Genomic DNA, 13,529 nt, shown 5'->3' with positions numbered 1-13,529 from the left:
TGTTAGGTTTTATAAGGATTGTTGGTTACATTCACTTGTCAGCTAATATTGGTGTATGCGTAGTGTATTTGTCTTTTTTTATTTAATGATGGTATCAGGAATCATGATGTTAGCCAAAGCACAAAAGGCTGAAAACTGGTATCGCTATTACGACGCAGAAAAAGACACCTACGGTTATAAAGATGCCCAAGGAAAAATAAAAATTTCAGCACGTTTTACCGGCATAACGCCGACCCCCACCTTTAAAAATATAATTGCTGTTACAGAAGGAAGAACTAACAAATCTTATTACCTTTTAAAAAACGGGCAAAAAGTTGCGAAAGACAGTTTGTATGCATGGGATATGACTTACGACTGTGAGCAGGAGGGTAAAATCAGATTTCGTGACCGGGTTACAGACCGGGTTGGCTTTTTGGATAACAATGGCAAAGTTGTTATTCCGGCTGTTTACAATGATGCACGCCCCTTTTATAATGGACTGTCATTAGTGATCCATAACGGTAAACGCATTTGTGCAGATGGTACGCCCTACAAAGCCGACTTGTGTGAACATTGGAGCTGGAATGGTATAACTGCATTAATAAATAACCGGGGGGAGATTATAGCTGATAGTGTTGATATAACAGCTATAGAAAACTTAAACTGGTTTTCTTGCAAAATTGTTGACAGTGTTGCAGATACAACGTTATACACATCGTTCAAGACTAAAAAAGGAAAGTATTATACCTTTATTAACTACCAAAAGGAATTTACTAATTGGCTTTACAACCAGTTTCTCATCAATTTAAAAAGCAAAGCTTTATTGCTTAACTGCTTTGATGAAATTATTGTAGAACGAGTATGGAAGCAAACGCTTAGAAAAACTTACAGCAAAGCTGCTTTTATAAGAGAATATGGTGCATTACTGCAAAAAAAGATGGCTGCTGTTAAACAAGGGCAGGTAGAAGTGACGATCATAAAGGAAGAGCTTAATGCGTTTACTTATAGTAAGCAATTCAAACCCTTTTATACAGATTGTGGAGAACCTAATATTGCCAGGTATCCATCATTTGATGTGATAACGAGCCATTATGATGGTAACCATCAGCTTAGTTACCAGGAACACTTTTCGTTTCTCAAGACAGGCAATGGGTATAAGCTTATAGCCCTGGCATTAAATCCTGGTTATAACAGCTTGTAAAGCTTGAGCTGGTCTGAATTATTTCCACCAATGTCGCTTTTCTTCTGCTATAGCCGCTTTACTGGCTGGGCGTAAATCATCAGGTATGGCGGCCACAAAGCTTTGCCAGCCATACTTCTCATATTCGTGAGGAACCGTGATACCATAAACATCTGCAAACTTATCATTAGGGATACTTATATCCCCAAATTGAAGTGTCTGCGCTGCTTTGCTACCATGCGCTGTCCAGGTACCTGTAAACTGGTTGTTGCTGTAACCATCTATACCAAAATCAAGGGTATCATACAACAACTGGTTTTGTGCGTTAATGCAAAAGTCTGTTGTCAGCTCTCCATTTATATTTCCGGTTGCCGGGGTTGAACCGGCTTCGTTAAGAACAACTCGGCATAATAGTTTCCCTCGTTTGTAACCTTTGTAAGCGTCGGGGGCATACGGATTATTTTTGCCGGGCTTAAATATTCCTGCTTGTGTTACTGTAATCGTTCCGGTAAAGGCACGTACCTGGTTGCCAACCCTGGTTTTGCCCTGTACATTATACTGGTACGGGTTGGCCACGTTTTTTATAACTGAAGTATAGTGAATATAAAACCGCTGGTAATTTTTTCCCAGTATACCCAACGGCTCCGGAAATGCTTCGGTTTCTTTAAGGCTGATTAACCTAAGGCGGTCGGCATGCCATAGGGTTGCCAGGTTATAGTTTTTAATTTCCTTTAAAAAATTACTGGTACCGGCCGGTTGTGCGCTAACTGCGTTATAAGTAAATAGCGAAATAGCCCATACCAACCCTAAAGCACAGCATAAACGAAAGCTTACATTTTTCATTTCTCTTTGTATATGTCAAATTTAATAAATGGTACTTTGCCAAAGTCTTTAACTGTTTTAACAGGGGTCTTTACTTCCTCACGCGATGTAGCATGAAAGCGTTCTCCACCATCTTTGTATAAGAACCAGTTCTTTTCTGCAGTAGCGTATTTGAAAGTAATTATGCGTGTCCATCTCCAGCCGCTGCCGCCATAATGCTCTACAGAAAAATAGCCGTTTTTAATAGTTACCCCGGTAAAAGGATCGCCCATTTGCCCTCCGCAGTCAACACAATATACTGCATTATTGCTACGGGCGGCTAATTTATAGGTTTTGTTAGCCTCGCCAAGTAAAACTAACAAAGGCCGCTTTTCAGGATGATTTATTACATCGGAGGTTTCTCTTTCATCCTTTTTACAGAGTATCATTATGGCATCCGGATAGGTGTCACGATTCAAGTCACCTTTCGTAATATCAAGCACATCGTAACCTGCTAAAACAAATTTTTTGAGGTTGGAAGGAACCGCGACAGGTAACTCAGAAGTTTGAGCTGAACTTTGCTGAAACACAAGAAGCAACAATAAGAGGTAACAAACTCGTAACATGTAAAGATTAGGTGGCTGTAAGTAGTTGCGTTGTTAGAACAATTAACCACAAATAAGTTTTTACAATAATGCCAAACCACAAATTAAGTGGACTGTTGATTGCTGTAACTCAACTTAAGCACAATGTCATTAAAAAGCCTTTCCAAAACGCGGTGGAAAATCGAACAAGATAAGGTCACTATTTACCCCTATGGCGTATTCTATATTTTTACCGCAATTATTGCCGTTTTGTTTACCGGACTGTTGTTAATTTATATTAACTATCAAAATACCACTATTGCTGAGTCGCTTCCGTTTGTGCTGTTACTGTTGCTAATGGTTGTAATGTTTTGGGGGTATGGAGCTACGCAAATTGAATTCGATAATAGCAGGGGAAAGATGCGTAAATTGCTAATGGGCTTCATCCCTGTGGCTAATGTACCATTCAGCAAGCTCCAGGGAATTAACGCAGTGAGCAATATGGCCGGAAGCTATAACTACCGGCTGTTTAAAAAAGATGCCAAATATGGAAGCGGTATTGTGGTTTCATCTGGTTACACTAAAAATGACGATGCTAATGCTGTTGCTTTTGTGGAAGAAGCAGTACCCATAATACATGGCTATCTTGACTTGCACGATTCGCCAGCCGATTATGTTGCAGAACCTATTACATCCTTCCGTTTTTTCAATCAGAATGGAAACCTGTATACGATTAAAAGTAAGAAGGGTGGGGCGATATTTTTTGGCTTGCTCTTTTTGGTGATTGGCCTCTCATTGTTGACCATAGAAACCAATGGTATAGTAGCTAAAATCTTCATTGTTGCAGCCACTCTTTTCCTGGCCCTTATTTTTTTCAACGCCGCCTATACTACGTTAACTTTTAACCAGGCTACGCAAACCATTGAACGAACCGGTGTTGCCAAATTTCTCAATCGCAGGTACCAATTTAGTGCATTCGCCGGCATTCAAACCCTGCGCAGGTCCATTAATTTTGTGTACGCGGGCACCGACATTAATATGTACTTTGATGTGCCCGGTAAAAATGGAAAGCAGGTTTTGTTAACGGTCATCTCCCTTAAAAAAAGTGCCGATATTGAGCGCTTTATTCAAGAGTTGAACGTCATTATGACGATCTGATTAGTTGTACTTACTTATTAAATTTTATAAAGTAATAGGCACGAACAGAGTTAACCCTAACGCCATATTTTTTGGTATAATCGAAACTCATTTCCTGCACTTGTGCCATTACGGTTATACCCGATTTTGTTTGAGAAAGCCGGAGCATTTTTTGTGGCAGTAGATACCTTTTATCCAACCCTTGCGGCGTGTTTTGATCTTCGTACGGCTTTAAGTTTTCGGTTTGCTTCATTATCTGTTTAGCCAGGTCTGTTACCAGGAAGTTGAATTTATTTTTACCAATATTCAAAATCATGCTATCATATTCAAAGCTATCACCCTGCCTTATTAAATAGCCAGATACGGTATCAATGCTTACGGTATCAGCATAGGTTTCTTTAACCAACATGTAGTCATAACCCTTCAAATTTAACAACGCTTCTTTTGTGTGAATATAGTAGTTGGTATTCAACTCGTTCTCCAGTTGCTCTTCACTGTATTGCTGGCGGTATTCATACCCACCCAGTTTTAAATAGCTTTGTACCCAGTTCGTGCGGTATATTTTAAAACTGTCTTCGTCAAATACGATGTTTGTGTTGTTCTGCCAGCTTTTTCTGAGTGTGTTTTCTTGTTGCTCTAAATTTATACCCAGTAATGGCTGCAATGCTTGAAAATCATAGCGCTTTAAAATATAGTCGAGTGTGCTGGCCATACGTACGGCCGTGTATGGCTTCACCTTCCGCTCGTCTACAGGCATCAGCTTGCCCTGTTTAACTAACTTTTCGCGGGCAAACAGGTTTAATAAAATTGCTCTTTGCGAATTGAGACTCACGGTGGTAGCGCTTTGCGGTCCGTAGATGATCAGCATAATGATCAGGAACAATGAAATGGGTATAGCTTTAATAGTAGCCTTTTTGTAAAAGAGGAAGTAGCCGATTAAAAACAATAACCAGGCTGCCAGTACTATTAAAAAATAACGGTATTGCGTTATGCCATAACTGTCAATCCGTTTGGTAACAGCTAATATCAAAAGTACCACAAGCGGCAGCAAAAACATATAAAAATACCGGCTGTAAACCCTGATCCAGCCGTTGCCTTCCTGGTCGCGAAGCGGATAAACCAGCAACATTGCCAGTAAGCCTAACCCTGCGTAACCTAAAATAAGGGCCGAAACCAAGCCTTTGGGCAAGGTCCATTCTACCAAAATTTTAACCTCGTAAGCCAGTAGTATGGCCAGGTAAATAGAGGCTAAGGGGATTAAAATATATTGACTGAAAAACTTTAGCCCTTTCGGGTAGTTGCCTACGGCATCTGCATTTTGCATTTGTTCGGGTATCCCGGCCAAAAAGAACAAAGTATTAAAAAGGCCGAAAATCAGGATCCAGATGTACCGTAAGTAGTTCCAATTTAAATTTACGCCGAATATGTTATCAACTACGCCAAACGCGGCACTTAAGCCTGCCCCTAATACCAAACTATATAGTAACCCGGTTAGTAACCGAATAAATATGGTTTTATTGAAGTGCCAAAACGCGAGTGTATTACCTTTACCTGTAAATGCGGCAAATGATACCAGCAAATGCATAGCAATAAATAATAACGCCAAATGTATGTAATGCTGTGGATATACATCGGGCTTGAAAATAAACAGAAACGCCACCGCTGCTCCTGCTGCTATGTATCGAAGCGAACGCAGCCTGCTATCAGGCCATCCTTTATGAATTTCATAAAGGGAGACAGCCAAACTGAGTGGCATACCAATAGCGGCCATCATAAGTGTACGCGCGTACCATTGGTCGGCAACGTACCCGTAAAGATAGCTGGAGGAAAGTGATACAGCTGACCAGGTTCCGGCCAGTGCAAATAAAAATTCGAACGGAAACCGCTTTATGGTACTTACCACATAATTGAATAAGCGGTTAATTGACGGTAACTTGAAGGCCATAGATTAAATTAAAAATTTATTAAGCAGATGCTAAATAGGACCATAGCTTAGGCTAAGCTCGATGGCATAACGCTGGTTTGCCAGCCGGGTTATGCGGTCGATAGTTAAATATTGCCTTGGATCGGAGCCACCGAAATCAATTTCTTCTCCCAGGGTAAGGTTAGTACCCGAACCGGACTTGTCTTTCTCCAAACGGGCCGAAAGATTGTTTAGGGCCTTGCCGATTTCTAATGGCGTATCCAAGCCTTTAATTGCCCTGCGCATCAGCGAAAGCCCCGTGTTGCTCCAATAGGTTACATTAGTTGTGTCGGCTTCAAACCGGGATGTCTCAAACCTAAAATCGAGTCTGTAATATTCGCACCCCGACTGCTTAATCATAAGCTTATCGCCATCGTCAAAGGTCAATGTTTCGATACCTGTTCTATGATCGGCTTGCATGGTAAATGTTGCGGCAGGAAAAATATCTTTTTTAATCACCGGCTCTGCAGCTCCTCGCGGACAATCATCTACAGTATCTGTAGCCGCCTCGTGCGTTGGTACAAGCACTGGTGCTTTAACTGGTGTTGTAACGGTATCTTGTTGGGTTGCATGCGTTTTTCGGGGTTGCTTGCAGGCCTGCAATAATACAGCGGTAAATAAGCAAAATATTATACGGCAGGATGTGCTTAAACGGCGGTATGTCATCATAGTACGGAATTTTATTTAGCGTCAGTATGAAGCAAGTGTAGCCACTACGCTATTGGGCGTTTTACTAAAAAAATATGTCTATGTAATCGGTAGTTTCGCTATCGCAGTTCAGCATTTGCTGTAAGCGCCAATACTTCCTTTGGCCCGATGCCCGAAAAACGGCCTGTCCGTTTAATTCGCAAGGTTGGCCGTTGTTAATGGATGTAATACGACTAACTATCTTACCATTGAAGTATAAATTTCGACCAATTGGTTCAATGGTGCCTTTTATGGTTACATACTCATTATGGTTTTTGTCTCTTTGCTCACCTTCAATGCTGTATGTGCCGTTATTGCTCGGTTTAATGGTAACCGTACCCGGCTTCACCTTATTAAAACTGATCCATTGGATAGTAAAAGAATGGGCGCCGGTTCTCATAGGCTTGAGCTGTGAGAACGCCGTTGTGGTTAACAGGAACAGCGCTGAGACGAAAAAAATAAATTTCATGAGAAGTAACTGCAATATCTTAATGAATACAAATAACAGGCATGCTGTTTTGGTTTAAGTTATGTTAAAATACTGTTCTTTTAGCTTACTATTTAGTATGCAGCTTATTGTCCAAAGCCTTTACGTCTGCATGGAAACGGTCAAGCCAGTTCTCACCAAACCTGATCTTTAATAGTGCAAAGTATTTTGGATTATCTTTTTCAAACCTTCTTCTTTCATCAGGTCGCTCCTCGCAACCGCCTTCAATGCGCTGATAATGAATGTTCCACTTTTTAATAACACTATCAAAAGCAGTATAATAACCTTCGGGCGGCGGTTCGCCAATGTGGTAATCCACCCATTTTAAGTTAGTGTCAATCTTGTTAACAGGAGGTGCCGTTTTAATATTTACAGGGCTACTTGTTTGCCTGCATGAAGCAAAAAACAATGAAGCTGTCACTGCATAAAGTATCAAGCGCATCATGGGCTTTTGATTGGTTGTGTTTGCTCGTTTATATCGGTTAACTCGTACTCGAATTTTCAAGGCGGCCTATCTCCCCAAACCAGAAACGCTTACATTCAAAACATTTGTGTAGGGCTTTTGTTGGAGATGGAACCACAATTAATCCAAGCATTCAACCATGAAAAAATCTTTCATTCATTTAGCCGTTACTGGACTTCTGATATCGACCGCGCCAATTGCTTCTGCGCAAATCAAACTTAATGCTAAGGGCTTAGGTGCCATTGGCAAAGGTGTAAAAGCAGTAACTTTTTCTGATGCTGATGCAGCTAAGCTGGCTGGAGAAGCAGTGGCTTATATGGATACACACAACCCTGTGGCTGCAGAAAATGATCCTTATACGGTAAGGTTAAAGAAGTTATTTGCCAAACACCAGAATGAAGGTGGCATGAAGCTTAATTTTAAGGTATACAAGGTAAAAGATATTAATGCTTTTGCCTGTGCAGATGGAAGTGTCCGGGTGTTTTCATCATTAATGGACATCATGACGGATGAGGAACTTTTAGGTATAATTGGACATGAAATTGGCCATGTAGCTAATAAGGATTCCAGAGATGCTGTAAAAAGTGCCTATAAAAGAGAGGCTATGATGGATGCAGCAGCTTCGCAATCGGGGGTGGTTAATACACTTTCTGAAAGCCAGTTGGGCAGTTTTGCCACAGCTTTGTTAGATAGTAAGTACAGCCGGAAACAAGAGAGTGAAGCCGACGATTATTCCTATAACTTTATGAAGCAGCATAATTATAAAGTAACGGCATTAGCCAGCGCTTTTAAAAAGTTTGCTGATATGGAAAAATCATCCGGAACGGAAAGAAGCAAGTCTGAAAAAATGTTGAGTTCACACCCAGACAGCTCGGAACGTGCAGCAAAGGTAATAGAGAAGGCTAAAAAGGATGGCTTAGCAGGTTAAAGTATCTCTGGTAGCGCTAATTTTACGCAATGACAAAGGTCGTAAAACCGCAGGGCGGATCTGTTACCGCTATGCCGGAGACTATTGCAGAAACCGTGCTTAACAGAACAATGTCCGATCAGGAATATGAAGCGTTAGTGCACGGTTTCTGGCCCAAAGATATGGAAGACCGATGGTTGATGTATGTGGACGATGAGTGGGTTTATCTACACCGAAGTTGGACAGGACACTGCGTTTTTAAAGCGAGAATAGAGGTGCATAGAAATTTGCACGTGTTAGCCACACTTCACATCAACAGGGATGTTAGCCAATACAAGTCAACCAATTTGGAAGCTGATATTGATGAATTCAATTCTGTTTTAAACAGTTTGATTAGTAAAAATCTTCAAGTGGTTGGTCTTAAGTCTTAGGCTATGATATGCCTTGATTTGTTTAACAAACGTCTCAATTTACGGATTGCAAAGCGCTGATACAAAATCTTTAGTTGTATAGGCTTTATAAATCTTGCTGGCAGTACGGAGTATTTCGGTAGCCTTACTACCAGCCGGTATAATTTTTTGTCCTTTCATTACCCTTATAGGTCGGCTATTTTTGATGTAGTAGCGGTATTGAGTTTTGGTCACCTTTCCAATCGCAGGTCCGCCTACAATGGTTTCCAAACAAAATATGGTTTTCCCTGCACTGTAGTAGTATTCATTTACCCAGCTTCCATCTCCTATCGAACCAGATTCTGTGATCCTTACAATTTCCTTTTTTTTTAAAAAGTAGGTTATCACACCGCCGTCCACACATCCCGAACTTTCGTAGGTAAAGCGCTGTGTATTTAGCTTAAGCGAATTAATGGTTTGATATTGCTGTCGAATGGCTGCAATATCTTGTTCACTATTTACGGACTGTGCATAAACCTGAACACAGGTCGACAGAAAAAGGAAAAAAAGAAATTTGACTTTATTCGGTATTACAGGGTATGGCTTCATTAAATTTATTTGAGTTAACGCTTATTAACTTGGTAGCTGTATAGCCTTTCACAAAGTAACTAACACCTGCAAGTTAGCATCATATTTTGGCAAAAGCCTAATTTCTTCATGTTAAAACGGCGGAATTGCTCCATCAATTTTGCATAGGTCCTTCTATTCCTCTCCCAGCATTTAGCTGTCAAAAATTTTGCTTACATCTTTGTGGATTAGGTAAAAAAGTGTTTCTTTGTTTTTAATTAGATTTAGTCTAAATAAGTTGAAGAGATTTTTACTTTTATTATTTATCCCGCTAATAAGCCAGGCTCAAACTATTGCCACATACCAAGGGCAGGTTTTAGACAGCAAGAAAAAGCCAATTGAATTTGCGACAGTCTTAGTACAAGAGACGGGCATAACAGCTTATTCAGATGTTGCCGGCAAGTTTAAGTTTCCCATTAATGTCAGGCAATTCCCTATTATCACCTTGAAAATTTCTTTTGTTGGCATGAATACCATCTTGGCAAAAGTGAACTTGCAAAATCCGAAGCATGAAGCGGTCTTCATCTTACAGGAATTAACCCTAACGCTTAACGATGTACAGGTAACCGAAAAGCAAAAAGGAGAGAACTCAAACTCTTCAATTACATTCGACAGGCAGGCCATTGAACAAGTACAAGCTTTCAGTCTTACCGATATTTTGAACGCATTACCTGGCAAGGCCACTGTTGCACCCAATCTGCAAACGATGCAAAATTTAACCTTACGCACTGCAGCTACAGGGGCAAGCGCATCAAATAATTCAATGGGCGTAGCCATCATTGTTGATGGCGTTCAGCAGTCTAACAATGCCAATATGCAAAACGTCAATATTGGCACCCTGGGCTTAAGCCGGGCACAAATAACAGATAGCCGTTATAATGGTATTTATGACGCTACATTTTCAGGGTTAGATTTACGCAACATTCCGGCCGATAATATTGAAAGCATTGAGGTTGTACGCGGTGTAGCCTCGGCGCAATATGGGGATATAACCGATGGCGCAGTAATTTTAAACAGGCAGGCAGGGAAAACTTTTTATCAGTTTAATGCCCGTACTACGTATGGTTCTACAAATTACGCTTTGGCTAAAGGGTATATGCTTGGTAAAAGAGCAGGAGCCATCAACGTAAATGTAAATTTTTTACGCAGCTATCAAGACCCACGAAATAGTGTAAAATCTTATGACAGGGTTAGCACTGGCGTGATGTGGACCAGCTACCTGTCCAAAGGTATTAGAAATACATTGTCGGTTGATTATAATACCAAATTTGACGATATAAAGCTTGATCCCGAAGATATACAAGGGCGACGCACTTTTTCAAAGGACCGCCGGTTAAGTATTGCCGAACGCTTCTCCGCAGCTATCAACAGTAAGTACCTTAAGCGTATAAACTTCAACGGCGGGTTCAGTACAGCTTATTCTGAATCGTATGCTGAGTATGAAATGCGGCGTGGGGGTTTATTGCCCATCGCTTCGAAAGATACAACCGGTGTTTATGAGGGGTACTTCGTGCCCGGCGATTACCGCTCGGTACAACACACCGTAGGCAAGCCTGTTAATATTAATGCAACCCTAAGCTTTTTAGGGCAGTTCAATATTGGTAAGGTATTCCACCGGTTCAATCTGGGTACAACTTTGTCAACCTCCTCCAACAAAGGTGCCGGTGTGCTCGAAGACCCTGACAACCCAAGATGGCGTAACCAAGGCAACAAAAATAGTCGTCCTTATGACTTTCAGCTGCTGCCTGCCCTGGTTAATCTGGGCATATATGCCGAAGACAATTTCAGGATTAAGGTATTGAACCGGTATTTAAGTGTAACGCCTGGCATACGGTATGATGAGCAGAATGGTTTTGGAAATTTTCAGCCCCGTATCAACACCAGCTACCAGCTATCAGAGCAATTACAATTTACGCTGGCGTACGGTATCGCCACCAAATCGCCTACAATGGCTTATCGGTACCCAGGTCCGGTATATTACGACTTTCCATTAATCACTTACCGGACACCAGATAATAACATTGATCAAAGTTTATTTCTGGTGTATACCCAAAAGGTAACTCCAGATAACACGGATCTTAAGCCAACTCGTTCAAGCCAGCTTGAAGCCGGCTTAAAATACAATCATAGCCTGTTTGATGTATCGGTGTTTGCATATATGAAAAAAAACCGGGGCGGCTTCAACGGCATATCAACCCCTCGGTCGTTCATTGTACCTAAATATAATTACGTTGTAGTAAGCGGACAAAAGCCGAATTATACTTTCAGTGGGCAATATGAACTACTTATTGGAAGCAGTTTAACAGATACCCAAATAAGCAATGTGGTGAACACTAATGACTATGGTGCCGAAATATTTGTTAACACAAAGAAAATTGAAGCCATAGAAACATCCGTAGGCGCCAATGCTTCTATCATCTACAGCAAGTATAATAACTTGGGTGAGCGTTACTCTCCGGCCGACCCCTTAAAGGCATTGGCGGGTGGCGCTGCGTGGTGGGGTGTATATAATGGTAATCAGTACCAAAACTGGGCCATTACCAGCAAATTTACTACTACTACGCACATACCCAAGCTGGGATTTGTGGTAAATGTTATTGCAGACGTTGCCTGGTTCAATTCTCAACGTACGTTGGATGCAAGTAACGTTCCGGTAGCCTATCTGGATAAAAATTTAAACAGGCATCCTATAACATCTTTTGACATTAATAATCCCGATTACGGATACCTGGGCTATATCGGAACGGAATCCAGCTATGTTAAAGTTCCTATTGTTTATGGAAACATCTCTATGCGAATTGCCAAGGAGATCAGGCAACGAATAAGGTTTGCAATAAGCGCTTATAACGTGTTTAACCTAATGCCGCGTTATCAAAACCCCGAAACTCAGCAGGTATATGCCCCTAACAGCCCGGTAGCTGTTAGCGCTGAACTATCTATTAAAATTTAAACTCTTAACAATATGAAAAAGGTAAATTTACTATTACTGCTTAGCTTGTTTTTTATTGCCGCTGGTTGTAAAAAAAGCCAGGGGCCCGATGCAGGTGAGGTCTCCATGAGCCTTACGGTATCGTTCGATGATCAGCTAAAAGAATATAACTTTTCAGCGTTAAATACAGAGGTTACTATTACCAACCTAATTACCGGGCAAACCAATAAAGCAACTGCCAACGAAAAAGGAACTGTAACCTTTGGCAACATTACCCAAGGTACTTACAATGTTACTGCGGCATTAAAAATGTCTGCCAAAGATTATAATGCTCAAACAAATGCCTATGTAACTGATGATGTTGTTTTTAATGGTTCTTTGGGCAACCAAAGCGTTACAGCCGCTAATACTCAGCTGTCTCTGGTGTTAAAGAGCGGGCGATTGGGCGGTTGGGTAATTAAACAAATTTATTACGCCGGATCAAACCAAAAGAACGGTGCTATATTCAGAGATCAGTTTTTGGAAATCTACAACAACTCTAACGAGTTGATGTATGCTGACAGCCTGTATTTTGGTCAAATAGAAGGGGTGGCTACAGCCATATCAAAAATTGATCAATCGAAAGGGTTTTATTTGCAGTCTGGCCAGTTTGATTGGAGCAAGGCAATTGGTAATACAGTGAGCAAGGCAAACGAAAATTATTTGTATGCCGCCTCTCTATATATGATTCCAAGTGATGGATCGGGTAAAAAATATCCTGTACAACCCGGTGGCAGTATCATCATCGCTCAAAATGCACAAAATCACAAAGTATCATGGAGTGGTAACGGCACCACTTATGCTGTTGCTGATCCAAGCCTTACTGTAGATCTTAGCCATGCAGATTTTGAAGCTTATTTGGTTGATTATTTAAAAGTAACCAAGGGCACCACTAAAAGCTTTGCTTCTGATGCCGATAACTTAAATGTGACTAACCTTAACATTGTTGTTGAATATAATAACGACTTTATTATGGATAACCTGGGTCGTGACGGCTTTGTAGTATTTAAAACAACAAAAGATTTAAAACAATATGCACTGATTCCAGCCCCAGACGTAAAAAGCATTACCAATGACACTAAGTACAAACTGCGTATTCCGAAAGCAGAGGTTACCATCTTTGACGCTGTAGATATTCAGCCTACATCAGCCGATGCACGCATTCCTAAGAAATTTACTGATGATTTGGACGCCGGATTTGGTATGGTACCAGGTGGCTCCTACTCCTCTCAATCTATCATACGTAAAACCAGCAAAACCGTTAATGGCCGCCGTGTGCTTATGGACACCAACAATTCCAGTAACGATTTTGATTATCTTGATAGGGCGGACGCTACTAAAACCATTTTCAAGTAAG

13 protein-coding genes are annotated in these 13,529 nt (G+C 40.9%); 6 read left to right on the top strand and 7 right to left on the bottom strand.

Translation table 11 applies throughout. From position 1 onward, the window contains the following. The first annotated feature begins 85 nt into the window (after positions 1–85). Positions 86–1,180: a WG repeat-containing protein gene (locus ABDD94_RS21550; RefSeq protein WP_345953959.1), complete on the top strand. Its 1,095-nt coding sequence runs from the start codon at positions 86–88 to the stop codon at positions 1,178–1,180. Between the two features lie 18 nt (positions 1,181–1,198). On the opposite strand, the gene ABDD94_RS21545 is transcribed toward ABDD94_RS21550, so the two are convergent. After that, positions 1,199–2,002, bottom strand: a complete 804-nt coding sequence (locus ABDD94_RS21545) for a hypothetical protein (protein ID WP_345953958.1) — start codon at positions 2,000–2,002, stop codon at positions 1,199–1,201. Further along, positions 1,999–2,463, bottom strand: coding sequence for a hypothetical protein (locus tag ABDD94_RS21540; protein ID WP_345953957.1), 465 nt, complete (start codon positions 2,461–2,463; stop codon positions 1,999–2,001). Before ABDD94_RS21540 ends, ABDD94_RS21545 begins: the two co-directional genes overlap by 4 nt. A gap of 246 nt (positions 2,464–2,709) precedes the next feature. On the opposite strand from ABDD94_RS21540, the gene ABDD94_RS21535 reads away from it, so the two are divergent. After that, positions 2,710–3,702, top strand: a complete 993-nt coding sequence (locus tag ABDD94_RS21535; RefSeq protein ID WP_345953956.1) for a hypothetical protein — start codon at positions 2,710–2,712, stop codon at positions 3,700–3,702. A 10-nt stretch (positions 3,703–3,712) separates the two neighbouring features. On the opposite strand, the gene ABDD94_RS21530 is transcribed toward ABDD94_RS21535, so the two are convergent. The 4 genes from ABDD94_RS21530 to ABDD94_RS21515 form a co-directional block, all read right to left on the bottom strand. Beyond that, positions 3,713–5,626: a DUF4153 domain-containing protein gene (locus ABDD94_RS21530; protein WP_345953955.1), complete on the bottom strand. Its 1,914-nt coding sequence runs from the start codon at positions 5,624–5,626 to the stop codon at positions 3,713–3,715. A 30-nt stretch (positions 5,627–5,656) separates the two neighbouring features. Beyond that, complete coding sequence (locus ABDD94_RS21525) at positions 5,657–6,313, bottom strand: hypothetical protein (RefSeq protein WP_345953954.1); 657 nt, start codon at positions 6,311–6,313, stop codon at positions 5,657–5,659. Positions 6,314–6,377: 64 nt separating this feature from the next. Continuing rightward, positions 6,378–6,800, bottom strand: a complete 423-nt coding sequence (locus ABDD94_RS21520; RefSeq protein WP_345953953.1) for a hypothetical protein — start codon at positions 6,798–6,800, stop codon at positions 6,378–6,380. An 88-nt stretch (positions 6,801–6,888) separates the two neighbouring features. After that, positions 6,889–7,263 carry a hypothetical protein gene (locus ABDD94_RS21515; protein ID WP_345953952.1) on the bottom strand — a complete coding sequence of 125 codons (375 nt, stop codon included), beginning with the start codon at positions 7,261–7,263 and terminating at the stop codon, positions 6,889–6,891. A gap of 157 nt (positions 7,264–7,420) precedes the next feature. Here ABDD94_RS21515 and ABDD94_RS21510 point away from each other — a divergent pair, with 157 nt between their 5' ends. Together ABDD94_RS21510 and ABDD94_RS21505 are read left to right on the top strand one after the other, a co-directional pair. Next, the gene (locus ABDD94_RS21510) at positions 7,421–8,209 is read left to right on the top strand and encodes a M48 family metalloprotease (protein WP_345953951.1); all 789 of its coding nucleotides are present in this window, start codon (positions 7,421–7,423) and stop codon (positions 8,207–8,209) included. Between the two features lie 29 nt (positions 8,210–8,238). Further along, positions 8,239–8,619: a hypothetical protein gene (locus ABDD94_RS21505; RefSeq protein ID WP_345953950.1), complete on the top strand. Its 381-nt coding sequence runs from the start codon at positions 8,239–8,241 to the stop codon at positions 8,617–8,619. Positions 8,620–8,658: 39 nt separating this feature from the next. Here ABDD94_RS21505 and ABDD94_RS21500 read toward each other — a convergent pair whose 3' ends face one another. After that, positions 8,659–9,186 (bottom strand): hypothetical protein, encoded by a 528-nt coding sequence (locus ABDD94_RS21500; protein WP_345953949.1) that lies wholly within the window; start codon positions 9,184–9,186, stop codon positions 8,659–8,661. Positions 9,187–9,442: 256 nt separating this feature from the next. Here ABDD94_RS21500 and ABDD94_RS21495 point away from each other — a divergent pair, with 256 nt between their 5' ends. Continuing rightward, complete coding sequence (locus ABDD94_RS21495; RefSeq protein ID WP_345953948.1) at positions 9,443–12,154, top strand: TonB-dependent receptor; 2,712 nt, start codon at positions 9,443–9,445, stop codon at positions 12,152–12,154. A 12-nt stretch (positions 12,155–12,166) separates the two neighbouring features. Then, the gene (locus ABDD94_RS21490) at positions 12,167–13,528 is read left to right on the top strand and encodes a DUF4876 domain-containing protein (RefSeq protein ID WP_345950044.1); all 1,362 of its coding nucleotides are present in this window, start codon (positions 12,167–12,169) and stop codon (positions 13,526–13,528) included. Position 13,529: the final 1 nt, after the last annotated feature.

The sequence above is a fragment of the Mucilaginibacter sp. PAMB04168 genome, assembly GCF_039634365.2.
Classification (GTDB): domain Bacteria; phylum Bacteroidota; class Bacteroidia; order Sphingobacteriales; family Sphingobacteriaceae; genus Mucilaginibacter.
Note: the sequence above shows the minus strand (reverse complement) of the source record. Positions and strands in the feature narration are given on the sequence as shown.